Origin of the sequence: Stenotrophomonas indicatrix (assembly GCF_050573115.1) — a bacterium.
In the GTDB taxonomy this organism is placed as follows: Bacteria; Pseudomonadota; Gammaproteobacteria; order Xanthomonadales; family Xanthomonadaceae; genus Stenotrophomonas; species Stenotrophomonas lactitubi_A.
In genome coordinates this window covers 1,233,956-1,259,117 of record NZ_JBNYZT010000001.1, presented here as the reverse complement: position 1 = coordinate 1,259,117, position 25,162 = coordinate 1,233,956, and the positions used below count along the sequence as shown (strand labels likewise).

Genomic DNA, 25,162 nt, shown 5'->3' with positions numbered 1-25,162 from the left:
GCGCCGGGGAAGGATTGTCCGACGATTCAGGTACCGGCGTCAGGTTATGCTGTGTCGATGCTCTATCTTGCTTCCCGCTCCCCCCGACGCAACCAGCTGCTGGCCGGACTCGGACGCCCTTTCCAGGCCTTGGACCTGGAGGTTGTCGAGCAGCGTGCGGCTTCTGAAAGTGCCCAGGACTATGTCTGCCGGGTCGCCGCCGACAAGGCGCGCGCCGGCCTGGCGCGGGTGCTGGCCGATGACCCGCAGGCACGGGTGCTGGGCTCGGATACCGAAGTGGTGCTCGATGGTGATGTGTTCGGCAAGCCGGTCGACGCCGCCGACGCGCGGGCGATGCTGGCGCGGCTGGCCGGGCGTACCCATCAGGTGATGACCGCCGTGGTGGTGGTGGACGCGCAGGGGCTGGACAGCGAACTGGTCGTTTCCGAGGTCACCTTCGCCCCGATCAGTGCCGCCGACATCGCCGCCTACGTCGCCACCGGCGAGCCGCTGGACAAGGCAGGTGCCTATGCCATCCAGGGCGGCGCCGAACGCTGGATCGAACACCTTTCCGGCAGCTACTCCGGCGTCATGGGGCTGCCGTTGCTGCATACCGATCGTCTGCTGGCCCGCTGCGGCGTGCTGGCCCCAACTGCTGATGCCGCCAGGGAGGCTGCCGATGTCTGAGGAAATCCTGGTCAATGTGACCCCGCGCGAAACCCGGGTCGCGGTGATCGAGAACGGCATGCTGCAGGAACTGCACATCGAGCGCGGCTGGCGCCGGGGTGTGGTCGGCAACATCTACAAGGGCAAGGTGCAGCGGGTCATGCCGGGCATGCAGGCGGCCTTCGTCGAAGTGGGGCTGGACCGCGCCGCGTTCCTGCACGCCAACGACGTGGTGCGGCCGGCACCGGTGGCCAGTGTCGACACCGAGAACACGACCCTGCCGCCGCCGTCCAGCGTGCCGATCGTGGAGCTGCTGCGCGACGGCCAGGACATCGTGGTGCAGGTGGTGAAGGATCCGATCGGGACCAAGGGCGCACGCCTGACCACCCAGATCAGCATCCCCTCTCGTTACATGGTGCTGCTGCCGCAATCGAAGGTGGTGGGCGTGTCGGCGCGTATCGAGGACGAAGGCGAGCGCGCGCGGCTGAAGGCGCTGGTGACCGAACTGTCGGCCCAGCACGGCGGCTACGGCTACATCGTGCGCACCAATGCCGAGGGCCAGCCGGCCGAAGCCATCGCCGAAGACATCGCCTACCTGTCACGGGTGTGGAACGTGGTCGAGCGCCGCGGCCGCGAGGCGGCCTCGTGCAGCAACATCTATGAAGACCTGAGCCTGCCGCTGCGTTCGGTGCGCGACCTGATCCGCAAGGACGTGGACAAGGTGAAGGTGGACTCCAAGGAGACCTTTGCCCAGCTGCAGGCCTTCGTAGCCAAGTACATGCCGGTGCTGGCCGAGAAGATCGAGCTGTACAGCGGTGATCGTCCGATCTTCGACATGTTCGGGGTCGAGGACGAGATCGGCCGTGCGCTGGACAAACAGGTGCCGCTGAAGTCCGGTGGCTACCTGGTGATCGACCAGACCGAGGCGATGACGACCATCGACGTCAATACCGGCTCGTTCCTCGGCCAGCGCAATCTGGAAGAGACGGTGTTCCGCACCAACCTGGAGGCCGCGCAGGCGGTGGCCAGGCAGCTGCGCCTGCGCAACCTGGGCGGCATCATCATCATCGACTTCATCGACATGGATGACGCCGAGCACCGCCGCCAGGTGCTGCGTACCTTGGAGAAGGCGCTGGCCCGCGACCACGCCAAGACCACGGTGTACGACTTCTCGCCGCTGGGCCTGGTGGAGATGACCCGCAAGCGCACGGTGGAAAGCCTGGAGCGCCAGCTGTCGGAAACCTGCCCGCAGTGCAGTGGTCGCGGCACCATCAAGACCACCGAAACGGTGACCTACGAGATCTTCCGCGAGATCACCCGTGCGGTGCGCCAGTTCGATGCGGCGCGCCTGCTGGTGATCGCCTCCAGCAAGGTGGTGGCGCGGATCACCGATGAGGAATCCACGGCGGTGGCCGAACTGGAGGAGTTCCTCGGCAAGAGCATCCGCTTCCAGGCGGATGAGCAGTACCTGCAGGAGCAGTTCGATGTTGTTCTGCTCTGATCCAGGCCGACTGTCTGCTTTCGGTGGCCGATGAGCGCGCCGCCGCGCCTGCGACTGCGAAGGATCCGCCGTCATTTCATCGCCGCATGCGCGGTCGGCCTGGTCGGGCTTGCCCTGCTGGTCGGCACCCTCAGCCAGCTGCTGCCGCTGGCTGAGCGCCATCCGGACAGGATTGCGGCCTGGTTGAGCGCGCGCGCCGGACAACCGGTGCGCTTCGAACGCCTGGACACCACCTGGACCCGACGCGGTCCATTGCTGCAGTTGAAGGGCCTGCGCATCGGCGCGGGCCAAGGCTTGGCCATCGGCGAAGCCGAGGTGCTGGTGTCGATGTACAGCGGCTTGTTGCCGGGCCGCTCGCTGACCGAACTGCGCCTGCGCGGCCTGGCGCTGGACCTGCAGCAGGCCGCCGACGGCCGCTGGTCGGTGCGTGGCCTGCCGCAGTCCAGCGCTGGCGGCGATCCGCTGGATGCGCTGCGCCGGCTGGGCGAATTGCAAGTGATCGGCGGCCGGCTGGGCGTGCATGCACCTGCGCTGGGCGTGGACACCACCCTGCCGCGCATCGACCTGCGCCTGCGCGTGGATGGCGACCGCCTGCGGGTGGGCGTGCGTGCCTGGGCACAGACCGATACCTTGCCGCTGACCGCGGTGCTGGACCTGGATCGCCAGCGCGGCAACGGCCAGGCCTGGCTGGGTGCCGATCCAGTTGATTTCCGTGCCTGGTCGCCGTTGCTGGCGGCTGGCGGCATGCGCCTGCGTGAGGGCAAAGGCGAGCTCAACCTATGGCTGACCCTGCGCGATTTCGCGCCGGTGGCGCTGACCACCGATTCGGACCTGCGCGATCTGCGTATCGAAGGTGCGCCGATGCCCGGCATCGCGCGTCCGCAGATGCAGCTGCAACGACTGCAGGCGCGCCTGCGCTGGCAGCGGACGGCAGACGGTTGGGCGCTGCAGGTGCCGCGCCTGCGCCTGCAGGCCGATGGCGGCCAGCAGCAGCTGGATGGCCTGCAGGTGCGGCTGGGCAAACAGATGCAGGTGCAGGCCGGGGCGACGCAGGCGGGTACCGCGCTGCGCGCGCTGGCGCTCAGCGACCGGCTGGATGCAGGCCTGCGTCATTGGCTGTACCTGGCCAAGCCGCAGCTGGACGTGGCGCAACTGCAGGTGCGCGGTCAGCAGGATGGCCCGTTGTCGGTACAGGGCGAGCTGCAGTCGCTAGGCTTTGCCAGCGTTGGCAATTCGCCGGGCCTGCGTGGCCTGGGCGGCCGCTTCGAGGGTGATGCCGACGGCTTCAGCCTGCAGCTGCAGCCACAACGCCAGCTGCAGTTCGATTGGCCGACCGGTTTCGGCGTGCGCCATGACCTGCACCTGGCCGGGCAGATCGTTGGTTGGCGCGACGAGGCCGGCGGCTGGCGTATCGGCACCCCGGCGATGCGTGTGGAAGGCACCGACTACGCCGCCGACGTGCGCGGTGGGCTCTGGTTCCAGGGCGATGGCACCCGGCCGTGGATGCAGTTGGCGGCCAAGCTGGACGACGTGCCGATGACCGCCGCCAAGCGTTTCTGGATCCATTCCAGGATGAGCAAGGGCGCCACCGACTGGCTGGACATGGCCTTGGCGGGCGGCCAGGTGCGCAATGGCATCGGCCTGGTCAGTGGTGACCTGGACGACTGGCCGTTTGACAACAACGATGGTCGCTTCGAAGCCACCGGCCATATCACCAACGGTGACATCCGCTTCCAGCACGATTGGCCGTTGATGGGCCAGGTGGATGCCGATGTCGCCTTCATCGGCCCCGGCTTCCACATGCAGGGCCGCGGCGATCTGGCCGGCGTGGCGGTGCAGAAGTTCGAAGCCGGCATCCAGGATTTTGGCCAGCAGCCGCTGTATGTTCGTGCCGACAGCCAGGGCGACGCCGGCAAGCTGCTTGCGATGCTGCGGCAGAGCCCGCTGCACAAGGAATACGGCGACACCCTGGACAACCTCGCGGCAAGCGGCCCGGCCAATGTGCATTTCGACCTGCTGCAGCCGCTGCACCATGACCAGGGTGGTGGCCACCTGCAGGGCACGGTGGACCTGGCGGGGCTGAGGCTGGTCGACAAGCGCTTCCAGCTGGAGTTCGACAACATGCGCGGGCAGGCCCGCTACAGCAACGCCGGCTTTGCCGCCGAGGAACTGGCGGTGCGCCACCTTGGCCAGGACGGCAGGCTGAGCCTGCGCGCCGGTGGCTTCGTGAGCGACCCCAAGCTGGCCTTCGAATCGGAACTGGCCGCCACGCTCGATGCGGGCGTGCTGATCGACCGCGCACCGGAAATGGCCTGGCTGAAGCCCTACATCAATGGCACCTCGCCGTGGACCATCGCGGTGAACCTGCCGAAGGTCGCGCCGGGTGCGCCCGCGCCGCCAAGTGAGCTGCGCCTGCGTTCGGATCTGGTGGGCACCCGCCTGGACCTGCCGGCACCGCTGCAGAAGCCGGCCAGCGAGCCGCTGGCGACCACCGTGGCCGCGCAGTTGCCGATGGGCGCTGGTCGCATCGACGTGGCATTCGGCCAGCGCCTGGCGCTGGCCGCGCGCAGCCACAACAACCAGACCGGCGTGCAGGTCACCTTGGGCAGCGACCGTGTTGACCGCGAACCCCCGCCCAGCGGGTTGACCATCAATGGCCGCAGCCCGACCCTGGATGCGCTGGAATGGATCGGCCTGGCCCGTGGTGCCGGTGGCGATGGCGATCCAATGCCGCTGCGCGCAGTGGACGTGCAGGTCGGCCAGCTGATGCTGATCGGCGGCGTATTCGAGCAGACCCGGCTGCAGCTGCACCCCGGCCCGCAGGCGTTGGATGTGCGCCTGGATGGCCCCTCGCTGGCCGGCAAGTTGAACGTACCCAACGCCGATGGCGGCACCATCAGCGGCCAGCTTGAGCGCGTGTACTGGCAATCGTTGCCGACTCTTCCCGGAGCAACCGCGGCACCGGCACGGGTGCAGGCCGGGGCCGACGACATGGACCCGGCCAAGCTGCCGCCGTTCGCACTGGACATCGCCGACCTGAAGTTCGGCAAGGTCGTGCTGGGCCAGGCAGTGCTGCGCACGCGGCCGATCGCCAATGGCCTGAGCGTGGAAGAACTGCGCTTCCGTGCCCCCAGCCAGGAGATCGACATCCGTGGTCGTTGGCTCGGCAAGGGCGGCGGCTCGCGCACCGCGCTTGATGCGCAGGTGCGCAGTGAAGACCTCGGCGGCTTGCTGCAGAACCTCGATTACGGCGGCCAGCTGCGCGGCGGCTCCGGCCATGCCCAGCTGCAGGCGTCGTGGCCCGGTGGTCCGTCGGACTTCCAGCTGGGCAACCTGCAGGGCCAGCTTGATGTGAATGCCCGCAATGGCCAGCTGCTGGAGCTGGAACCGGGTGCCGGCCGCGTGCTGGGCCTGCTCAGCGTCGCCCAGCTGCCGCGGCGGCTGATGTTCGACTTCCGCGATTTCTTCTCCAAGGGCTTCGCGTTCAACCAGGTCGAGGGCAGCGTGCAGTTCGGCGACGGCGTGGCGCGTACCGACAAGGTGCTGATCGAAGGGCCGGCAGCGAACATCACCATCCGTGGCGAGGCCGATCTGCGAAAACAGCAGTTCGACCAGACCATCGACGTCAACCCGCGCGCGGGCAACCTGCTGACCGTGGTCGGCGCGGTGGCCGGCGGCCCGGTAGGCGCGGCGCTGGGCGCCGCCACCAATGCGGTATTGTCCAAGCCACTGGGCGAGATCGGCGCCCGCACCTACAAGGTGACCGGCCCGTGGAAGGAGCCCAAGGTGGAAGTGATCGAGCGCAGCCGCGAACGCGCGCCAGCGCCGGCACCGCCGCCGCGCATACAACCATTGCCGGCCGTGCCGCCGACCGTCACCGAACCGCCGCCGCGCTGAGCCCGGCGTCCCCGTTTCCCCCGGCGGACTTGCCTGGCCGCCTTCACACCCCCAGATCGAGACCATGACTGACAACGCCCTGACGCTTGCCCAAGATCGCCTGTTGCGCCCCGGTGGCCTGGATACCGCCGGCCTGGAGCGCACCTTCGGCCAACTGCTCGGCCCCGGTGTGGACTTCGGCGACCTGTACTTCCAGCACGCCCGGCGCGAAAGCTGGAGCGTGGAGGACGGCATCGTCAAGGACGGCGCCCATTCCATCGAGCAGGGCGTGGGCGTGCGCGCGATTGCCGGCGAGAAGACCGGTTTTGCCTATTCCGACGACATCCACGCCGGTGCACTGCTGGCGGCGGCGCAGTCTGCACGTGCGATCTCGCGCGAAGGTGGCGCACAGACCGGACGCTCGCTGCTGCGCGGCGATGCGCGCGTGCTGTATCCGGCGCTGGACCCGATCGACGGCATCGGCAACGAAGCCAAGGTCGAGGTACTCAAGCGCCTGGACGGTTACCTGCGCGCGGCCGACCCGCGCGTGAAGCAGGTAATGGTCAGCCTGTCCGGTGGCGTCGATACCGTGCTGGTCGCCCGCACCGATGGTGTGCTGGGCGCCGACGTGCGCCCGCTGGTGCGCTTGAACGTGCAGGTGATTGTTGAACAGAACGGCCGCCGTGAGTCGGGTTATGCCGGCGGCGGTGGTCGCTATGGCTATGAAGTGCTGTTCGCCGATGGCCGCCCGGAAGCCTTCGCTCGCGAGGCGCTGCGGCAGGCATTGGTGAACCTGGAGGCGGTGCCGGCACCGGCCGGGGTGATGCCGGTCGTGCTGGGGCCGGGCTGGCCGGGCGTGCTGCTGCACGAGGCGGTCGGCCATGGCCTGGAAGGTGACTTCAACCGCAAGGGCACCAGCGTCTACGCCGGCCGGATCGGCGAGCGCGTGGCCGCCCCGGGCGTGACCATCGTCGACGACGGCACCCTGGATGGGCGTCGTGGTTCACTCAACATCGATGACGAAGGCCATCCAACCCAGTGCACCACGCTGATCGAGGACGGCATCCTGGTCGGCTACATGCAGGACAGCCTCAACGCGCGGCTGATGGGCGTGGCGCCGACCGGCAATGGTCGACGCGAATCGTTCGCACACATGACCATGCCGCGCATGACCAACACCTACATGCGCGCCGGCCAGCATGACCCGGAAGAAATGATCCGTTCGGTGAAGAAGGGCCTGTACGCGGTCAATTTCGGCGGTGGCCAGGTCGACATCACCAGCGGCAAGTACGTGTTCTCGGCCACCGAGGCCTACCTGATCGAGGATGGCCGGATCACCGCACCGGTGAAGGGCGCGACCCTGATCGGCAACGGCCCGGAAACCATGCAGAAGGTGCGCATGGTCGGCAACGACCTGGCCCTTGACGAAGGTGTAGGCATCTGCGGCAAGGACGGGCAGAGTGTGCCGGTCGGTGTCGGCCAGCCTTCGCTGCTGATCGAGGGCATCACCGTCGGCGGTACCCAGGCCTGAGCACGGCGATGGCCACAGCCACCGCCATGCCCGACGGGGACTCAGTCCTCGTCGGTGTCGTCGACCGGCTCGTCCGCCTCGACATCCTCACCGGATGCCTTCAGGCCCAGCGCGGCCGGCAGCATCAGCGCGCGCAGCACCTGGAAGATTTCGCGGTAGGCGCGCGGCGGCTTGTTCTTGGCCTTTTCGGCCTGGGCGTTGCGCACCAGCGTGCGCAGCTGCTGGCGGTCGGCCTGCGGGTAATCGTTGAGCAGTGCGGCCAGCGCGGTGTCACCCTCGTTCATCAGGCGTTCGCGCCAGTCTTCGGCACGGTGCATCATCGCCACTTCGCGGCGGCCGGTGTCGCTGTTGGCGTCCAGCGCATCGCGGATCGCATCCAGCGCGGCATCATCCTCGCGGCGCATGTGCTTGGCCAGGAACGCCAGCTGCCGCTTGTGCGCGATATGGGCGGTGATCCGCTTGCACTCGGCGATGTGCGGCAGCAGGTCCTCCGGGATCGGCAGGCGCGCCAGCTGGGCCGGGGTCAGCGACACCAGCTTCTCGCCCAAGGCCAGGACGTCGAGCGCATCGCGCCGGTTCTGGCTGCGGCTCTTGTCGTGGAATTCACCGGTTTCTTCGTCGCGTCCGCGCATCGTCCATACCTGATTTCAAAAAAAGTCGCCCGGCGTGATGCCGGGCCCAACCCGCACAGGATAAAGCATTGAACGTGATCGCCCCTGAAGTCGCCGTCGGCGACGACAGCCCGGCCCGGCTGGAACGGCTGGCCGACATCTCCCAGCAGCTGCTGCAGCGCGCCCGCGCGCTGGGCGCCAGCCAGGCCGAGGTCAGCTGCAGCGAAGATCGCGGGCTGGAGGTCAATGTCCGTCTCGGCGAGGTCGAGACCGTGCAGTCCACCCGTGACCGCGGCATTGCCGTGACCGTCTACTTCGGCCAGCGCAAGGGCAGTGCCAGCACCGCCGACCTGCATGAGGCCAGCCTGCTGGCCACCGTCGAGCAGGCCTGCGCGATCGCCCGCCATACCGAGGACGACCCGGCTGCCGGCCTGGCCGAGGCCGGGTTGATGGCTCGCGACTTCCCCGAACTGGACGGCTGGCACCCCTGGGAGCTGCAGGCCGACGAGGCGGTGGACCTGGCACTGGCCTGCGAGGCAGCGGGCCGCGAAGCCGATGAGCAGATCCGCAATTCCGACGGCGCCTCGGTGTCGAGCATGCAGAGCGTGTCGGTCTACGCCAATTCGCATGGCTTCATCGGCCGCGAGCGTGGTACCCACCATTCGATCGGCTGCGCGCTGATCGCTGGCGCCGGCGACGGCATGCAGCGCGACGGCTGGTACACCGGCGCACTGGCCCGCGAGGACCTGGAAGATCCGGCCAGCGTCGGTCGCCGCGCCGCCGAGCGCACGGTCGCCCGCCTGCAGCCACGCTCGCTGCCGACCGGCAGCATGCCGGTGCTGTACGCGCCGGAAGTAGCGCGGAGCCTGGTGGGCCATCTGCTGTCGGCGGTGTCCGGCGGCGCACTGTACCGCCAGGCCAGCTTCCTGCTGGACAGTGTCGACCAGCAGCTGTTTCCCGACTGGATGCAGATCGAGGAGCTGCCACACCTGCGTCGCGGCCTGCGCTCGGCGGCCTTCGACGGCGACGGTGTGGCCACGCGCGCGTCGGCACTGGTCCGCGACGGCGTGCTGCAGCGTTACGTGCTGGGCAGCTATTCGGCGCGCAAGCTGGGCCTGCAGACCACCGCCAATGCCGGCGGTGTGCACAACCTGCAGCTGGCGGCCAATGCCGGTTCGCTGCAGGACATCGCCGCACAGATGGGTAACGGCCTGCTGGTGACCGAGCTGATGGGGCAGGGGGTGAACGGGGTGACCGGCGACTACTCGCGCGGTGCCGGCGGCTTCCGCGTGGAGAACGGCCAGATCCAGTATCCGGTGGATGGCATCACCATCGCCGGCAACCTGCGGGACATGTTCATGGCCATCGAGGCGGTCGGCAGCGATGTCGATCCGCGCTCGCATATCCGCACCGGCTCGATCCTGGTGGGACGGATGACGATCGCCGGCAATGATTGATGCCATTGATGGCGTAAGCTAGGCCCGCCTGACGCGACCGGCCTGCCGCCGGTCGGTCAAGACCACCCAAAAAAAAGGAGTTTTGTCGTGAGCGAATTCGAGAACGTCCCGGCGGCGAGCAGCGTACCTGCCGACCAGCGCACCATGGCCCTGGCGGCGCACCTGCTGGGCATCTTCACCTGGTTCATCGGCGCGCTGATCATCTGGCTGATCAACAAGGATGACGCCAGCAAGGCCTTCGTCACCGACCAGGCCAAGGAAGCCCTGAACTTCCAGATCACCGTCTCCATCGCGATGTTCGTCTGCGTCATCCTGAGCTTCGTGATCATCGGCATGTTCCTGGCGCCGATCGTCGGCCTGCTCAGCCTGGTCTTCAGCATCATCGCTGCGGTGAAGGCCAACAACGGCGAAGCCTACCGTTACCCGTTCGCGCTGCGCCTGATCAAGTAAGCGGTAACGATCAACGACGCAAAAAGAAACGCCCGGCAATGCCGGGCGTTTCCGTATGCGGCGCGTATGGTAGCGCCGGGCCGAGCCCGGCGAGCGCGCAGCGCGGCAGCTCCATTGCTGTGATCAGTGGTCGCGTTCCACCGCCAGGGTGGCCAGCGCGCGCAGCGCATCGGCTTCTTCGTGATAGCCCGCCAGCGCCTGCTGCATGTGCGCGGACAGTTCGCGCAGCTGCGCTTTGGCACCGTCCATGCCGAGCAGGGCAGGGAAAGTGCTCTTGTCCTGGGCCTGGTCCTTGCCGGCAGTCTTGCCCAGCTGCTCGGAACTGGCTTCGACATCGAGGATGTCATCGCGGACCTGGAAGGCCAGGCCGAGCGCATCGGCGAAGCCATCGAGCTGGGCCAGCACGGGTTCGGGCGCATCACCGCACAGCGCGCCCATACGCACCGCCGCGCGGATCAGCGCACCGGTCTTCAGCGCATGCATGCGGGTGAGGGCTGCCAACGACTGCTGCTGGCCGGTGGCATCGATGTCCAGCGCCTGGCCACCGCACATGCCGGCCGCGCCGGAGGCATGAGCCAAGGTCTGCAGGCACGCCACGCGCAATGCCGCCGGCAGCGGCGCATCGGCCAGCAGGCCGAACGCACGGGTCTGCAGGGCGTCACCGGCGAGGATCGCGGTGGCTTCGTCGAAGGCAATGTGGGTGGTGGGCTTGCCACGGCGCAGGGCGTCGTCGTCCATGGCCGGCAGGTCGTCGTGCACCAGCGAGTAGGCGTGGATCAGCTCCACCGCCATCGCTGCGGCATCAAGCTTGTCCAGCGGGGCGCCGAACACCTGGCCGGCGGCATAGACCAGCAAGGGGCGCATGCGCTTGCCGCCACCAAGTACGGAATAGCGCATCGCCTGGTGCAGGCGTTGCGGGGCATCGGCCGGTGAGGGCAGGGCGGCGTCGAGCTGGCTTTCGATACGGTCGCGCCAGCGCGCGAACAACGCCTCAGCCGTCATGGCTGGGCGGATCGAAGGGTTCGGCGGTTTCGGGCTGGGCCGGATCGCTGAGCAGGCGCACGCGCAGTTCGGCCTGCTCCAGCGCCTGCTGGCACTGGCGGTACAGACCCACGCCACGTTCGTAAGCACTGAGCGAGGCTTCCAGGCTCAGCTCGCCGGTTTCCATCTGCTCCACCAGTTGTTCCAGTGATTCGAGCGACTGCTCGAACTGGGCGACGGGGGAGGCGTTTTCGGGGGACTTCTTGGCCATGCGACAAGTGTGGACGGCGCGCGCGCGAGGGTCAATTCACCAGCCGCCCGGATGCCACTGCAACTGTGCATTGCGGGCCTGCAGCCAGGCCTGCAGCGGTGCGGAAACAACCACGTCGGCGGCCGCCAGCAGCTGCCCACCGTCGAACAGCAGGGGCAGTTGTGCGCGTCGCCAGGGCGCCAGGTGTTCGCGCTGCAGGCAGTCCTTCAGTGCGGATGAATGCGTACGGCCGGGCAGTACGATGCGCTCTCCGCCCTGGCGGGCGCGCAGGTGCAGCGGGTGTTCGAAGCCGTCCGTGCCGAGCAGGCGCAGCTGGCCGCCGTCGGGCAGCTGCAGCGGCGCGCGGCCGTCCCATGTCGCCTGCAAGTTCTTCGGCAGTGCCGGCAGTTCTGCGGGCAGCAGGTAAGCGTGCTGGCGCCACTGGCGGATGGCGTGCTGTTGCCAACGCACCTGCGATTGCCGATCGGCGCTGGCGACCATCAGTTCGTTCTGCGCTTGCCGCAGCACGTGTGACGGCAATGGGGCTGCGCCATGACGGCGTACCCACGCACGCAGCACGCGCGCAGCACGCTCCGGTGCAACCTGGCGCAGCAGCTCCAGCGACAGCACCCGTGGTGCCACTTCCAGGTGAGCGAGCAGCTCGGCATCTTCTTCATCGAGCAGCGCGCGGGTCTGCGCGCTATGCGCGGCGCTGCCCGCCAACGCGGCAGTGGCGTGTGGCCAGCGCTGCCGCAGCAGTGGCAGCACTCGCAGACGCAGGAAATTGCGGTCGGCGTGGTCGTCGCCGTTGCTGGGATCTTCGATCCACTGCAGGCCGTGTGTGGTGGCGTAAGCCTGCAGCGTGCTGCGAGGTACATCGAGCAATGGCCGCCACAGGCGATGGCCGTCGAGTTGGCTGTCAGCGGTCATCGCCGCCAGCCCATCAATGCCCGAGCCGCGCAACGCACGCAGCAGGAAGGTCTCGGCCTGGTCGTCCTGGTGCTGGGCCAGCGCCAGGGTTTCCCCAGCCTGCAATTCGGCGGTGAATGCTGCACGGCGTGCCAGCCGGGCAGCACCTTCGAGGCCATGGCCGCCCTCACGCGTGACCTGCACGCGGTGCACGGCCAGCGCGATGCCCAGCGCAGCACATTGCTGCTGGCAGTGGCGCACCCAATCATCGGCAGCGGGTTGCAGGCCGTGGTGTACATGGATGGCACGCAAGGGCGTGCCGGCGGCCTGCGCCGATCGCCACAGCCAGTGCAGCAGCACGGTCGAATCCAGCCCGCCGCTGTAACCGACCAGCAGCGGTGCATCCAGCGTAGCGAGGGTCGGGAAGGCAGTCACGGCGGCAAGTATAGGGTGGGTCGGCAGGGCGGCGCCCTGCACCTGCCGAAGCGGTAGTGCCGGCCGCTGGCCGGCAACCTGAGCAGCAACAGCAACAGCAACAGCGGGCATTCCGTGGGATGGCGGGGTGGGTCCGGTTGCGGGGGACGCCGTAAACCCGTCCATGGGGGCTTGGCCGCGGCATCCATGCCGCGGACACCCCCGCAACCGGACCCACCCCGCCTTCGACAGATCTCCGCGATCTGTTGGGCTGGCTCTTGGGGTCAGATCCGTTTTCCGTAGGAAAACGGGTCTGACCCCAGATTGATTTCGATATCTGAAAGAGATTCATCCACGCATGGCGTGGATCTACCAGTTCGCGGAAATCTGTCGGGGGCGGGGTGGTGTGGCTGTGCAGGACCGTTGGCGCCATGGATGGCGCCATCGAGCCCCCATGGACGGGTTTACGGCGTGTCCTGCACAGTCACACCGCCCCGCCATCCCACGGAATGCCGCTGTTGCTGTTGCTTCGGCTGCTGAATTGGCCTCTGCGGGTGCAGGGCGCGGCCCTGCCGAAAACCCCTTACTTCAGCCGACGACCGGAACGATCGATACGGAACCACTCGCCGCCTTCCATCGGCGTATGCCCATCGCCATCGGGCGTGCCTCGGCGGCAGCCGTTGCAGACCTCGGCCACGCCGTCCTGGAATGGCCAGGCAAAATCGAACGTGGCCGCAATCACCTGCTCGAAGGCGGCGTTGAAGTAACCCACGCGATCGCCGACGCGGCCGCGGAACACGCCTTCCTGCAGGGAGTCCGCGCCGTTGTCCCAGGCGATCACCGCCTGGCTGCGGCCGCGACGGTCGACGTAGTGGAAGCCGTCGGCAGTCTGTACCAGCGCCAGGCCATCGCCGTCGTAGGGAAGATCCTGCAGGGTGTCCGCGCTGATCTGCGGCTTGCCATCGACGACCTCGCAACCGGGCAGCATCCACAACCCATGTTCTTCGGTCATGACCTTGCAGGCAGGCCCCTGCGCTGACGCACAGGTACTGGCCAGCACGCCCAGCAGGGCCAGCCCGCGCGCATGGCGCAGGCTGGCCAGCGCAGGGCGTGCTGGCCGTGCCATCACTTGCTGTCAGCCTTGCGTTCGAAGGTGGCCGGTGCCGGCAGTTCCACCGGTACGCCCTTGTCGTCGCAGGTGCCAGCCTTGCACAGGCGGTCGCGCAGGGCCGGGGTGGCCTGCACGATCATGTGGTAGATCGCGTTCTGTTCCAGGGTGCCGCGGATCGCCTTGCTGCCCGGACCGCGTGCCCAGATGCCGACGTCCTCGCCACCATGCGATTCGGACTTCATCGGTACCAGCGCTTCCTGCATGTAGTCCGGATGCTCGGTATCGACGTCGTGCAGGTTCGGGCGGCCGTTGGCCGGCTCGAAGCTGCTGGGGTTGTGCGGGTAGCGCTTCGGGCCCGCCGGCTGCTGGTTGCTGGTGCCGGTGTGGCCGGGGCCGTTGGCATAGCTCAGGGTGGTGTAGGGCTGGCCGTTGCCATCCAGTGCCAGGTCGAGCTTGCCCGCGCCGTCTTCGCCGCCCTTGTCCTTCACCTTGCCCAGGATCGGATTGCCACGGGCCGGGTAGCCGACGAAGTTCAGGGTGTGCGAATGGTCGGCGGTGACGATGATCAGCGTGTCGTCGGCCGAGGTCAGCTCGTTGGCCACGCGCACGGCATCGGACAGGGCCACGGTTTCGGTCAGCGCACGGTAGGCGTTGCCGCTGTGGTTGGCGTGGTCGATGCGCGCGCCTTCGATCATCAGCACGTAGCCTTCCTGATGGCGCGACAGGTTCTTGATCGCTGCAGCGGTCAGCTCGGCCAGGCTCGGCTCACCGGCCGGGTCCTGCGGACGCTCGTACTCGTAGCGCATGTGGTCCGGCTCGAACAGGCCAAGGATCGCCGGTGCGCTGGCGGCGGCCTGCAGCTGCTTGCTGTTCCACACATAGGCGCCCTGCGGGTGCGCCTGCTGCCATTCCTGCACCAGGCTGCGGCCGTCCAGGCGCTGGCCCACCTTGTCGTCGTACTCGGGGTCGCGCTCTTCCACGGTGGTGAATTCACCGCGACCGCCGCCTAGGGCGACCAGCGGGCCACGGCCGTAGCGCGAGGTCGACAGCAGCTGCTGGGCGATGTCCTTGCAGCCGGCAGCCTTGGCCGCTTCGGTCAGGTCGGTGTCGTTTTCCCAGTTGCGCTCCGGCGAGTGCGCGTAGGTCGCCGCCGGGGTGGCATGGGTCAGGCGTGCGGTGGAGACCACGCCGGTGGCCAGGCCGGCGCTGTCGGCCAGCTGCAGCCAGGTCAGCAGGCCTTTGGACAGGCTGTCGGCGCAGTCGGTACGGGTACCTGCGCTGACGCCGATCGCACCCATGTGGGTCTTCACGCCGGTGGTGATGGCGGTCATGGTGCCCGCCGAATCCGGCGTCTGCGAATCGGTGTTGTAGGTCTTGCTGAACGCGGTGGCCGGGAAGCGCTCCCAGGACAGCAGGTTCTCTTCGCCGGAGCCGCCCTTCTGCTGGCCTTCGTAGATGCGCGAGGCGGCCACGGTGGTCAGGCTCATGCCGTCACCCAGGAACAGAATGACGTTTTTGGCCTTGCCGGACATCGCGCCGTTCGCCGCTGCCTGCGCAGCGCCGCTGCGGTACCACCACTGCGGGGTTTCACCGGCAGGGTGGGCAACGGGGGCGACGCTGACCTTCAGGCCGGCCGGAGCGGACGCGGGGGCGGTGCTGGCGCAGGCGCCGAGCAGCAGGGTCGTGGCGCAGGCGGCCAACAGGGAGACGGAACGACGCATGGACGCTGGGATCTCACAAAGTGAAACGGGACGTTCATTATGCCCGGCCCCGCAAGGCACGCCGATGACACACTGATTTGCCATGTGGGCGGTCGTTCTGCGGCCCGCCTTGGGCTATCGTGCCAGCATCCCTTCCTACCCCCTTGGATTGCCTATGAAGCTGGTCTCTGCCTGGCTGCGGATTCCATTCTGGCAGCGCGTGGTCGGTGGCTTCGTGCTCGGTGCGCTGGCCGGCTGGGCGCTTGGCCCGGCTGCTGAAACCTGGTTCGGCCCGCTCGGCGAGCTGTACGTGACCCTGATCAAGATGATCGCGGTGCCGCTGGTGTTCTTCGCGGTCATCAACGCGATCTCTTCGCTGCACGGCCAGAAATCGGTCGCTGCGCTCAGCGGGCGCACATTCCTGTGGTTCGTCATCACTGCCGCGCTCGCGGTATGCGTGGGCCTGGGCGTGGGCACGGTGCTGCAGCCGGGCGCCGGCGGCCTGCAGCTGTCGATGGCCAGCAACTATGTGCCGCGCGAAGTGCCAAGCGTGGTGCAGGTGTTGCTGGATGTGGTGCCGTCCAACGTGTTCTACGCGCTGTCGGGTATCGGCACCAAGGTCAACGCCGCGGGTGAGACCGTGCTGGCGGCGGGTCGTGGTTCGATCCTGCCGGTGATCTTCTTCGCAGGCCTGGTCGGCTTTGCCATCGTCAAGCTCGGCGAGAAGGTGACCGAAGCGCGCAAGCTGGTCGGGCAGATGAGCGACATCATGATCCAGGTGACCCGCTTCGTGCTGGAAGTCACCCCGATCGGCACCTTCGGCCTGATCGCAGGCCTGGTCGGCAGCTATGGCTTCGAGAAGCTGCTGCCGCTGGGCCACTTCGTGCTGGCGCTGTACGTGGCCTGTGCGCTGCACATCGTGGTGGTCTACAGCGCGCTGCTGCTGGCGCACGGGTTGAATCCGCTGAAGTTCTTCCGCGGCGCGGCGCCGGGCATGCAGGTGGCCTTCGTCAGCTCCTCCAGCTTCGCGGCGATGCCGGTTGCGCTGCGTTCGATCACCCACAACCTGGGCGTGAACAAGGACTACGGTTCGTTCGCGGTGCCGCTGGGCGCGAGCATCAAGATGGACGGCTGCGGCGCGATCTATCCGGCGCTGTGCGCGGTGTTCATTGCCCAGTACAGCGGTGTGCCGCTGACGCCCGAGCAGTATGTGGTGGTGCTGATCGCTTCGGTGCTGGGCAGCTTCGGTACCGCCGGCGTGCCGGGTACGGCGGTGATCATGGCGACGGTGGTGCTGAGTGCGGCCAACCTGCCGCTGGAAACCATCGGCTATCTGTACGCGATCGATCGCATCCTGGACATGATGCGCACGATGACCAACGTGACCGGGCAGATGCTGGTGCCGGTGCTGGTGGCCAAGGAAACCGGCCTGCTCGACCAGACGGTGTACGACAACCCGTCCACCAACGTCGGCATCGATGATCCCGACCCGAGCCCGCCGCGCGCCTGAAGTGGCACTGCAACGGGCTGTATCAGCACCTGTAACACTGCTGATACAGCCCCGGTGGCGCCTTGCGCAGTGGTGTTTCCTGCGCGTTAAGGCGAACGGAATCCGAACGAAGTTGTAACACTGCGGCGTCACGTCGCGGTGGTGTTACCCGTCAAACCCCCGCTGCTACGGCCTCCCGGTGTTGGCACGAAAGCTGCTCTCTCCCTGCGCATATGCAACGGGAGAGCGGCATGGACGGCAGCATCACCCTTTTCACTGTTTCCGGCCGGCAGCTTGCACTGCTGCTGGTGCTGGTCGTTCCACTGGCGGCCGCCGCCTCGGGGGCGCGCCAAGGAGTGAAGGCGCAGCCGGGCGAGATCGTTCTGTTGCGCGACGTGGCCACGCGTCCGGCCTACCGCATGGCGCCGCCCGGCGTGGCGTTGATCGCTGATCCGAAACCGCAACATGAGATCGCCGCTGCGCTCGGCAGCAGCGGCGCCTCCAGCGGCATGGATGAACTCAGCGATGACGACTACGCCGGTCTCGGCGCTGGTCAGTCCGGCAGCGTGCACCCGCATGGCGTCACCACCGTCGAGCGGGTGACCCAGCAGGCCCTGGGCGGAACCCTTGGCCGCTCGGGCGAGGGGATGATGAGTGGCAGCAGCCTCAGCGGTGCGATGAGCGGCCCGCTGGGGGCGGTCGGCAATACCACACGCGGCATCGGCGATACCGTACGCGGCGCGCTGTCGCAGTTCCCGCTGGGCGCACCTGCGCAGGCGGGTGGCAAGTGAAGCGCGCACTGCTGCTGGCGGCCTGGCTGGCATTGCCGGCCGTAGCCCTGGCCGACGACTACAGCGGCATGTTGGCCTACCTCGATGTGACCCGCATCGACGGCCGCGCGCTGGCCGGTGCCAGCGGTGCCATCGCCATCAACCAGGCGGCGGGCGATCTCAATATCCAGGCCAATCTGCATGGCATGGCCAGCGGCGACCGCGCCGACGTGGCGATCGCCGCACGGCAGCAGCACAGCAACGATGTCGTGCTGTCGGCACCACTGGAAGCCAGCGCGCACATCGCCGGACAAGCGCTGGCAGGCGCCAGCGGTATTGCATCGATCAACCAGGCCAGCGGCATCGCCAACACGACGCTCAATGTCGTCAGTGCGACGCTGGCCCGGCAAGGAATACGCGAATCCGATGACACGGCGTTGGCCGCCTCGGACATCGCGTCAGCAGGGGGGCAGGGCGATGCCGGTGACGGTGTTGCGGCGGGTATCCGTAGTGTCGGCGTTTCATCGACGGCACTGCGGGGCTTCGACGGTGTCCTGCAACTCAATCAGATCGCGGGAGCGCGAAACGATACGGCCAATGTTCTGGGCCTGGTCGTGCAGGGCAACCCGTGAGTACCACCCACCCGAACCAATCACCTGATGAGAGAGAGGGCACCATGAAAGCGACTGTCAAAAAGACCGTACTCGCCATGGCAATTGCCACTGCCTCGACCGCTGCTGCGGCCAATGGCTGGGACAACCAGAACGCCAATGCGAACATCAACCACAACCACGTCGTGACCGAAACCCGCAACGACACGCACAACCACACCGACAACGAAGTCCGCAACTGGACCCGCAACACCACCACGGTACGCAACAACACCGATAACTCCAACGTGACCCGCAACCGCACGGTCAACGTCAACGAGCAAAGCAACATCCAGGCCGACGAGCGCAAGGAAAAGAACAACCACGGCGTCGACGTGAACCTGGAGAAGGACCTGCGGCTGAGTTCGGACATCAACTTCTCCGGCGATCCGACCATCACCGGTGACATCGATCTGGATTCGGCAGCCATCGCCGTGATCGACAACCGCCAGTCGATCAGCAACAACCTCACCGGCAACAGCCTGGTCACCAACAGCGCTTCGATCGCCGATGATGTCGGCGCCGGTGCCTCCGGCAACCTCGGCTTCAACGTGGTGGCTGGCGACAACAACGCGCAGGACAACGCTGCGTCGCTGTCGGCGGCGGATGCCTCCTTCAGCTTCGGCATGGCCGACGCTGAGGTGTTCGTCAACCAGGCCGGCTTCGGCAACACCACCATGAACTCCGGCGTCACCAACGCCGCTGGCCTCGGTGGCAATGCCTTCGGCGGTGCATCGGGCAACATCGGTGTGAACATCGCCTCGGGCAACAACAACGAGCAGAAGAACGCACTTGCTGCATCGGTAGCCACCAGTGCGATGGCGCAGTCGAGCATCAGCTCCAACCAGGTGTCCACCGGCAACACCGTGTCCAACGCCGGCTTCGTGCAGTCCTACACCGACACGGTGCAGGTCGGCCTGAGCGGTCGCGTCGCTGGCGGCACCCTGGCCGTGGGTGCCGGTACCTATCGCGGCACCGGTAATGCCTACCAGATGGCCAACTACTACCTCGATACGTGGAGTGGCGATCTGCCGCATCCGGGTGGCAATGCGACCGGGCACATCGATCTGGACAACGAGATCCAGAACGCAACGATGAACCCGAACCGGCCGGGAGTGGGTGGCCTGGGCTTCGATACGCGTGAAAGCGGCACCAGCCAGTTCGTCGAGCTGGGCGTGGCCGACCTGTATGCCAGCCTCAGCGGCACGGTCAGCACCACCCGCTGGGTGAACGTCAATGCGACCAACACCTCGGCACTGTCCGGCAGCGCGTTCTCCGGCGCTTCCGGCAACATCGGCGTGAACGTGGCATCGGGTACCGGCAACCTGCAGGCCAACAGCCTGGCATTGGCCGTGGCACAGCCGAGCACCGGCGGTGGGACCGGCGGCGGCGAATGATCCACGGTGTGACCGCTTTCGCAGTGAACCTGCGTTGAGCGCAACAAGCCCGGCCATCCGCCAATGGCCGGGTTCCCCCGGGAGCCCCTGTCCCTCCTCCCCCTTGGGGCAGGGGCTCCCTCCTTCTCCTGGAGAACCGCATGGCCGGTCATCGCTGGTGGTTGCGTTTGCTGCCCTGCCTGCTGCTGTTGACCAGCGCATGTGGCTGGGCGGGCGAGGTGGTGTTCAGCGGGGTGCTGCCCAATGGCGCACTGTTGCAGCAGAAGGTGGAAAGCATGCAGGAGCGGCGTTACCGCAACCTGGTGCGGCAGCACACCGACTACAGCTGCGGAGCGGCTGCTCTGGCCACCATCCTGCGTTATGCCTACCACCTGGACACCACCGAGGCGACGGTGATCGAGGGAATGATGGGGGTATCCGATCCACAGCTGGTCAAGGAACGCGGTTTCTCGCTGTTGGACATCAAACGCTATGTCGAATCGCTGGGCATGCGTGGACGCGGCTATCGCATCGATGAATCGCGCCTGCGCACGTTGCGGGTTCCTGGACTGGTGTTGATGGATGTACGCGGCTTCCGGCATTTCGTGGTGCTCAAGCAGGTGCGCGACGGCGTGGTGGAAGTGGCCGATCCGATTCTGGGCAACCGCAGCCTGTCACTGGCCGAGTTCAGCGCCGCCTGGCCGTCACGCGCCGTTTTTGTCGTGATCGGCAGCGACTTCGATCGCAATACGGCGCTGCTGCAGCCCAGCGAACGGCCCAGTGCCCGCGCGTTGTATGCGCGGCAGGGACCGATCACCGATGCCGAACTGGTCGACTTCGGCTTCAGCCACGCCGACCTGTTCTGAAGGAGGCACGATCATGCAATGCCAACGTGTAGTACTCGCCCTGTTGCTGATGCTGTCGGTGTCGCCGTTGATGGCGGCAGACGGTGCACCGGGGCGTGGCCTGAAGGAAATACCCGATCCCGAACTGAACCTGATGCGTGGCCGCTACACCTTCGGTGGCAACAACGTGGCCTGGTTCGGGGTGACGATGATTTCGCAGTGGCAGGGACCCAACGGTGCGGTGGTGCAGGGCGCGCTGACCCTGGGCATGGATTTCCGCAATGGCGGGACACCGAAGCTGAGCTTCCAGCCCAGCGTCCACGTCACTGCCGCTGATGCACCGCTGCCGGCAACGGCAGGGCGCAGCATCGACAGTGCAGGCCTGGCCAATGCCAGCGGACTGGTGCAGAGCGTGCAGGTGGCCGGCGATGGCAACACCGCACGCAACGTGACCACGTTGACCGTGCGTGATGGTGCGGTGCCGACAGCAATGACCGACGACGGCAGCCGCATGGCGCAGGCACAACAGGGCGGCACTACCGCCACGGCCGTACTCGATGGCAACCAGGCGCGCCTGCTGCTGCAGGTCGACGGGCAGAGCCTGGTACAGCAGTGGATCCGCAATGGCAGCGTGGGGCAGGGCATTGCCCTGGCCGGCGATGGACAGACGGCCAGCAACCGGCTGCAGCTGGAGCTGGTACGCAACACCGCGGCCAACAACCTGCCCTTGAGCCAGAACGTGGCCCAGGCGATCGGGATGAACCGCGGCATGGGCCCGGGCCAGTAACACGGCCCGGTCAGGGGGAATCGACGTACAACGCAGGTCACCGACATGCACACTCTCTTCCGGCTTACTCCGCTGGCGCTGGCGGCGCTGGCGGCCACTGCCTTCGCACAGCAGCCTGCGCCCAGTGAAGGCGCCGACATGCAGGCATTGATCGCGCAACTGGAACAGCTCAAGGCCAATTACGCACAGGAGGTACGCCGCCTGCGCGAACTGGACATGCAGGTGCAGGCAATGCAGGCGCGGCTGAGTGGTCGCGCAGGCCCTGGTACGACGCCCGCTGCGCCGTTGGCGCCCGCTGCGGCATCCGCCATTCCGCCCAGCAGCGAAGGCTATGCCAGCAGCGCGGTCGAGGCACAGCAGGCCAAACAGGAGGCGCGGCGCAGCGTGGACGACGTCAAGCAGCAGCAGGCGGCATTGTTCTCGCGCCGGTTCACCATCGAGAACGGCCTCACCTATGCGCGCTACGACCGCAAGCAGCTCACGCTCAACGGCTTCCTTGCGCTGGATGCGATCTTCCTCGGCAACATCGCGATCGAGAACGTCGAATCCGATTCGTTGACCTACAACCTGGCCGCGCGCTGGGGCGTCAGTCCCAATCTCACCTTGAACATGGACGTGCCGTATCTGGCCCGACGCACGGTCTACCAGAAGGGCGGTGCTGGTGGTGCGGCGGCGGCGATCGCGCAGGAAGAAACCAATGGCAGCGGCATCGGCGATGTCAGCCTGAGTGCCAATTACCGGCTGTTCGCCGAACGCGGCTGGCGCCCGGAGACGGTACTGACCGGTGGCGTGACTGCTCCTACGGGGCGAGCACCCTATGGACTGGACTGGAAAGTGATCGAGCGCGATGACGATGACTACATCCGCTTCGCGGTGCCGCAGGAACAGCCGACCGGCAACGGGGTGTGGCAGGCCAACCTGGGTGTATCGATGGTGAAGACCGCCGATCCGGCAATCCTGTTCGCGAACGCGGGCTACATCCATTCGTTCCCGCGCGGCTTCAGCGATATCGACAGCAACCCGGATACGGTCAACCCCGGCGATGTGAAGCTGGGTGGCTCGGTGTACTTCGGTGCCGGTGTGGCCTTCGCGTTCAACGAGCGCACCAGCCTGAGCATTTCCTTCAGCGACAAGATCAGCACGCGCGCCTCGACCCGTTTCAAAAGTGGTGAATGGGTGAAGGTAATCGGCAGTGACGCCAATGCGGCCTCGCTCAACCTCGGCGTGACCTATGCGTTGAACCAGCACACCACGCTGGTGACCCTGCTGGGCATCGGCCTGACCCCGGATGCGCCGGACTTCACGTTGGCGTTCAAGGTGCCGTACATGTTGTAGGCGGGACAGCCGGGCCATGCCCGGCTGCTCCAGGCCGTCAGCGGTCAGCGTTGCGCCGGCAGCTCAAGATGATGTTTGCGGCACAATCGATAGACCGTCACCCGCGAGATCTGCATGTGTCGCGCGCACGCCGACACGTTGTAGCCATGCTGGCGCAGGGCCTGCAGCAGCACATCGCGCTCCACCTGGCCACGTGCATCCTGCAGCAGCGCGCGCCGTGCGGGTGCATCGGGTTGGGCCAGATCCAGGTCCGCTGCGCTGATCAATTCTCCCTCCGCCACGATTGCCGCCCGCTGTACGCGGTTCAACAGTTCGCGCACGTTGCCCGGCCAGTCGAATCCGCGCATCGCCTGGTGCGCGCCAGGATCGAAGCCACGTGCACGGCCGGCATGACGTTGGCGGAATGCGCGCAGGAAGTGCTCGGCCAGCAACAGGACATCGGCGCCGCGCTCGCGCAGCGATGGCATCGGCAGGCGCAGCACATTGAGGCGGTAGTAGAGATCGCGCCGGAAACGCCCGTGGGCGACCGCCTGTTCCAGTTCGACATGGGTGGCTGCCAGCACGCGCACATCCACCCGCAGTGGCTGGTTGCTGCCCACCCGTTCCAGAGTGCCCTCCTGCAGCACCCGCAGCAGACTGGTCTGCGCATCCGCAGGCAGGTCGCCGACTTCGTCGAGGAATACGGTGCCGCCATGGGCCGCTTCGAACAGGCCGATGCGACGTTGGGAAGCGCCGGTGAAAGCGCCACGCTCGTGGCCGAACAGTTCGGACTGCACCAGGTTGGCGGGAATGGCGCCGCAGTTCACCGCCAGGAAGGGTTTTCCTGCGCGCCCGGACAGCGCATGCAGCGCCTGCGCGGCCAGCTCCTTGCCGGTGCCGGTTTCTCCCGTTACCAGCACCGGCAGCTCGACCGGGGCGAATTTGTGCAGGGCAGTGCGGACGGCCAGCAGGGGGGCGCTGTTGCCGATCAGTGCAGGAAGACCGCCACCGTTGTGGGTCGCGGCGAGTGCCATGTCATCGCCGTCGCACTGGCGCTGCATCGCCGACAGCAGGTCGGGAAGCTCCAGCGGCAGCGAGAACTGATCCTGGCAGGCCCGCAGCAACGCGCCCCAGACGGGAGGAGGGCTGCCCAGCCCGGCGGGCAGCACGGCCAACCACGGCAGGTGATGGTGCTGCTCGACCCACGGCAGCAACAACTGCGCCGCCTCTGCATCCAGATGGCGAAGATCGACGACGGCGACCAGATGATCGCGGCCGCGCAGGCCAATGGCCATGGCAGGCGCAGGGCTGACACAGCGCAGTTGCCATCCGGCGGCCGCCAGCGCGCCGCGCTCGGCGGCCGGTGGCTGGCCGAACCAGATCACGCAGCGCGATGGAATCTCCAGGCTTGCCGCCATGCCTTCCCCCAGCATCCGGGCAACGCGGGCGGCTGACAGGTCATCATCGGTGTGCCGCCCCACGCCGGGATGCTGCGGCCACGCGTGGGTGGCCGGTTGCGGCCCAACCGGACCGTGACATCAATGACCAACGCAGCATGCGTCGAGCAGCGGCCATCTCCGGCCCAATGAACCAACAAAAAAGCCGCTGCAGGGCAGCGGCTTGTCAGGTCACGTGCGGACGGCCTCGAATCAGAGGTCGACCCGGCGGGCCTGCATGAACTTGTTGCCCCAGTAGCCGCTGAGCAGGGTGTCGACGCGGACGTCCTTGCCGGTGCTCGGGGCATGCAGGAAGCGACCATCGCCCACATAGATGCCGACGTGGTCGACCCGGCCCTTGCGGCCGAAGAACACCAGATCGCCTGCAGCCAGGGCGGCGCGGTCGTTGATCAGTTCGGCATTGGCGTCATGCGCCATTTCACGCGAGACGCGCGGCAGCTCGATGCCCAGGGCCGAGCGGAACACATAACCGACCAGGCCGCTGCAGTCGAAACCGCTGTCCGGATTGCTGCCACCCCAACGGTAGGGGGTGCCAAGCAGGGTCATGGCCCGGCGCAGCAGCGACTGCACCTTGCCGTTGTCGGCAGCGGTACCGACCACGACGCTGCCATTGGGGGCGCTGCTGGTGTCGTAATTAGCGAGAAGGCGGCTGAGGTCACCGGCCACCATGGCCGAGCGGTCCATCAGGGGAATGGTGTCATTGGCGGCCAGGTGCGGCAGCAGGGCGGCCAGAGTGGCACTGGCGGCGGCATCGGCGCGGCTGCGCTGCGGAGCGGTGGCGTCGGCCTTGGCGGCTGCGCGGGGAGCGGTCTCGGCGGTGGCAGCCGGGGTCGCATCGGTACGGGTGGGAGCGGACTGCGACCAGGCGGGAAGGCTGGTCAGACACAATGCCAAGCCCAGCAGAAGCGGGCGGACACTACGCGAAGAAGCGGCGGTCTGGCCTTGGCACGTCGGGTCGTTTGTCGTCACGCGTCGGTCACAAGGAAAAAAACGATGGGGCATCATGCCCTGTAAAAGCGGTAATAAGTTAAAAATTCC

General features: G+C 67.2%; 21 protein-coding genes. 13 read left to right on the top strand and 8 right to left on the bottom strand.

Features of this window, described 5'->3' with window-relative positions; all coding sequences use genetic code 11:
- The first annotated feature begins 57 nt into the window (after positions 1-57).
- The 4 genes from ACQ5SA_RS05695 (at position 58) to tldD (ending at position 7,553) form a co-directional block, all read left to right on the top strand.
- A complete protein-coding gene (locus ACQ5SA_RS05695; protein WP_499313206.1) occupies positions 58-666 on the top strand; it encodes a Maf family nucleotide pyrophosphatase in 609 nt (202 codons plus the stop codon).
- On the top strand, positions 659-2,146 hold the full coding sequence (gene rng, locus ACQ5SA_RS05690) for a ribonuclease G (protein ID WP_499313203.1): 1,488 nt from the start codon (positions 659-661) through the stop codon (positions 2,144-2,146). Before ACQ5SA_RS05695 ends, rng begins: the two co-directional genes overlap by 8 nt.
- Before the next feature lie 30 nt (positions 2,147-2,176).
- Complete coding sequence (locus ACQ5SA_RS05685; RefSeq protein WP_499313202.1) at positions 2,177-6,043, top strand: YhdP family protein; 3,867 nt, start codon at positions 2,177-2,179, stop codon at positions 6,041-6,043.
- A 64-nt stretch (positions 6,044-6,107) separates the two neighbouring features.
- A complete protein-coding gene (gene tldD / locus ACQ5SA_RS05680) occupies positions 6,108-7,553 on the top strand; it encodes a metalloprotease TldD (protein WP_230112771.1) in 1,446 nt (481 codons plus the stop codon).
- A gap of 41 nt (positions 7,554-7,594) precedes the next feature.
- Here tldD and yjgA read toward each other — a convergent pair whose 3' ends face one another.
- On the bottom strand, positions 7,595-8,185 hold the full coding sequence (yjgA, locus tag ACQ5SA_RS05675) for a ribosome biogenesis factor YjgA (protein WP_499313199.1): 591 nt from the start codon (positions 8,183-8,185) through the stop codon (positions 7,595-7,597).
- Between the two features lie 68 nt (positions 8,186-8,253).
- Here yjgA and pmbA point away from each other — a divergent pair, with 68 nt between their 5' ends.
- Positions 8,254-9,621 (top strand): metalloprotease PmbA, encoded by a 1,368-nt coding sequence (gene pmbA, locus ACQ5SA_RS05670; RefSeq protein ID WP_499313197.1) that lies wholly within the window; start codon positions 8,254-8,256, stop codon positions 9,619-9,621.
- A gap of 87 nt (positions 9,622-9,708) precedes the next feature.
- Positions 9,709-10,071 carry a DUF4870 domain-containing protein gene (locus ACQ5SA_RS05665; protein ID WP_265953497.1) on the top strand — a complete coding sequence of 121 codons (363 nt, stop codon included), beginning with the start codon at positions 9,709-9,711 and terminating at the stop codon, positions 10,069-10,071.
- A gap of 123 nt (positions 10,072-10,194) precedes the next feature.
- Here ACQ5SA_RS05665 and ACQ5SA_RS05660 read toward each other — a convergent pair whose 3' ends face one another.
- The 5 genes from ACQ5SA_RS05660 to ACQ5SA_RS05640 form a co-directional block, all read right to left on the bottom strand.
- Positions 10,195-11,073 carry a polyprenyl synthetase family protein gene (locus tag ACQ5SA_RS05660; RefSeq protein WP_499313191.1) on the bottom strand — a complete coding sequence of 293 codons (879 nt, stop codon included), beginning with the start codon at positions 11,071-11,073 and terminating at the stop codon, positions 10,195-10,197.
- Complete coding sequence (locus tag ACQ5SA_RS05655) at positions 11,063-11,323, bottom strand: exodeoxyribonuclease VII small subunit (RefSeq protein WP_006381978.1); 261 nt, start codon at positions 11,321-11,323, stop codon at positions 11,063-11,065. Before ACQ5SA_RS05655 ends, ACQ5SA_RS05660 begins: the two co-directional genes overlap by 11 nt.
- 36 nt (positions 11,324-11,359) lie before the next feature.
- Positions 11,360-12,646 (bottom strand): tRNA lysidine(34) synthetase TilS, encoded by a 1,287-nt coding sequence (gene tilS, locus ACQ5SA_RS05650; RefSeq protein WP_499313354.1) that lies wholly within the window; start codon positions 12,644-12,646, stop codon positions 11,360-11,362.
- A gap of 562 nt (positions 12,647-13,208) precedes the next feature.
- The gene (locus ACQ5SA_RS05645) at positions 13,209-13,754 is read right to left on the bottom strand and encodes a WG repeat-containing protein (RefSeq protein WP_499313188.1); all 546 of its coding nucleotides are present in this window, start codon (positions 13,752-13,754) and stop codon (positions 13,209-13,211) included.
- On the bottom strand, positions 13,751-15,457 hold the full coding sequence (locus tag ACQ5SA_RS05640; protein WP_499313184.1) for an alkaline phosphatase: 1,707 nt from the start codon (positions 15,455-15,457) through the stop codon (positions 13,751-13,753). The genes ACQ5SA_RS05645 and ACQ5SA_RS05640 overlap by 4 nt, the downstream gene beginning before the upstream one ends.
- 154 nt (positions 15,458-15,611) lie before the next feature.
- On the opposite strand from ACQ5SA_RS05640, the gene ACQ5SA_RS05635 reads away from it, so the two are divergent.
- From ACQ5SA_RS05635 to ACQ5SA_RS05605, 7 genes are all read left to right on the top strand, one after another.
- A complete protein-coding gene (locus ACQ5SA_RS05635; RefSeq protein WP_025876066.1) occupies positions 15,612-16,946 on the top strand; it encodes a dicarboxylate/amino acid:cation symporter in 1,335 nt (444 codons plus the stop codon).
- A gap of 230 nt (positions 16,947-17,176) precedes the next feature.
- Positions 17,177-17,716: a FapA family amyloid fibril periplasmic chaperone gene (locus ACQ5SA_RS05630; RefSeq protein WP_499313180.1), complete on the top strand. Its 540-nt coding sequence runs from the start codon at positions 17,177-17,179 to the stop codon at positions 17,714-17,716.
- Positions 17,713-18,327 carry a FapB/FapC family functional amyloid domain-containing protein gene (locus ACQ5SA_RS05625; RefSeq protein ID WP_499313177.1) on the top strand — a complete coding sequence of 205 codons (615 nt, stop codon included), beginning with the start codon at positions 17,713-17,715 and terminating at the stop codon, positions 18,325-18,327. The genes ACQ5SA_RS05630 and ACQ5SA_RS05625 overlap by 4 nt, the downstream gene beginning before the upstream one ends.
- 44 nt (positions 18,328-18,371) lie before the next feature.
- Entirely contained in the window at positions 18,372-19,742 is a 1,371-nt protein-coding gene (locus ACQ5SA_RS05620; RefSeq protein ID WP_499313174.1) for a FapB/FapC family functional amyloid domain-containing protein, read from the top strand.
- A gap of 140 nt (positions 19,743-19,882) precedes the next feature.
- Complete coding sequence (locus ACQ5SA_RS05615; RefSeq protein WP_230109683.1) at positions 19,883-20,587, top strand: C39 family peptidase; 705 nt, start codon at positions 19,883-19,885, stop codon at positions 20,585-20,587.
- Positions 20,588-20,600: 13 nt separating this feature from the next.
- Entirely contained in the window at positions 20,601-21,353 is a 753-nt protein-coding gene (locus ACQ5SA_RS05610; protein ID WP_499313168.1) for a hypothetical protein, read from the top strand.
- Positions 21,354-21,398: 45 nt separating this feature from the next.
- Complete coding sequence (locus ACQ5SA_RS05605; RefSeq protein ID WP_230109687.1) at positions 21,399-22,688, top strand: transporter; 1,290 nt, start codon at positions 21,399-21,401, stop codon at positions 22,686-22,688.
- Between the two features lie 44 nt (positions 22,689-22,732).
- On the opposite strand, the gene ACQ5SA_RS05600 is transcribed toward ACQ5SA_RS05605, so the two are convergent.
- Positions 22,733-24,085 (bottom strand): sigma-54 interaction domain-containing protein, encoded by a 1,353-nt coding sequence (locus tag ACQ5SA_RS05600; protein ID WP_353100864.1) that lies wholly within the window; start codon positions 24,083-24,085, stop codon positions 22,733-22,735.
- Between the two features lie 231 nt (positions 24,086-24,316).
- Positions 24,317-25,093, bottom strand: coding sequence for a C40 family peptidase (locus ACQ5SA_RS05595; protein ID WP_230109689.1), 777 nt, complete (start codon positions 25,091-25,093; stop codon positions 24,317-24,319).
- Positions 25,094-25,162 lie beyond the last annotated feature (69 nt).

Bases quoted from the DNA above. Each gene is read 5' to 3' on its own strand.
- ACQ5SA_RS05610 (WP_499313168.1), top strand. From the start codon at position 20,601: ATGCAATGCCAACGTGTAGTACTCGCCCTGTTGCTGATGCTGTCGGTG.
- ACQ5SA_RS05620 (WP_499313174.1), top strand. From the start codon at position 18,372: ATGAAAGCGACTGTCAAAAAGACCGTACTCGCCATGGCAATTGCCACT.
- ACQ5SA_RS05615 (WP_230109683.1), top strand. From the start codon at position 19,883: ATGGCCGGTCATCGCTGGTGGTTGCGTTTGCTGCCCTGCCTGCTGCTG.
- yjgA (WP_499313199.1), bottom strand. From the start codon at position 8,185: ATGCGCGGACGCGACGAAGAAACCGGTGAATTCCACGACAAGAGCCGC.
- ACQ5SA_RS05685 (WP_499313202.1), top strand. From the start codon at position 2,177: ATGAGCGCGCCGCCGCGCCTGCGACTGCGAAGGATCCGCCGTCATTTC.
- ACQ5SA_RS05660 (WP_499313191.1), bottom strand. From the start codon at position 11,073: ATGACGGCTGAGGCGTTGTTCGCGCGCTGGCGCGACCGTATCGAAAGC.
- tldD (WP_230112771.1), top strand. From the start codon at position 6,108: ATGACTGACAACGCCCTGACGCTTGCCCAAGATCGCCTGTTGCGCCCC.
- ACQ5SA_RS05655 (WP_006381978.1), bottom strand. From the start codon at position 11,323: ATGGCCAAGAAGTCCCCCGAAAACGCCTCCCCCGTCGCCCAGTTCGAG.
- ACQ5SA_RS05695 (WP_499313206.1), top strand. From the start codon at position 58: ATGCTCTATCTTGCTTCCCGCTCCCCCCGACGCAACCAGCTGCTGGCC.
- ACQ5SA_RS05630 (WP_499313180.1), top strand. From the start codon at position 17,177: ATGGACGGCAGCATCACCCTTTTCACTGTTTCCGGCCGGCAGCTTGCA.
- ACQ5SA_RS05640 (WP_499313184.1), bottom strand. From the start codon at position 15,457: ATGCGTCGTTCCGTCTCCCTGTTGGCCGCCTGCGCCACGACCCTGCTG.
- ACQ5SA_RS05600 (WP_353100864.1), bottom strand. From the start codon at position 24,085: ATGGCGGCAAGCCTGGAGATTCCATCGCGCTGCGTGATCTGGTTCGGC.
- ACQ5SA_RS05635 (WP_025876066.1), top strand. From the start codon at position 15,612: ATGAAGCTGGTCTCTGCCTGGCTGCGGATTCCATTCTGGCAGCGCGTG.
- rng (WP_499313203.1), top strand. From the start codon at position 659: ATGTCTGAGGAAATCCTGGTCAATGTGACCCCGCGCGAAACCCGGGTC.
- ACQ5SA_RS05605 (WP_230109687.1), top strand. From the start codon at position 21,399: ATGCACACTCTCTTCCGGCTTACTCCGCTGGCGCTGGCGGCGCTGGCG.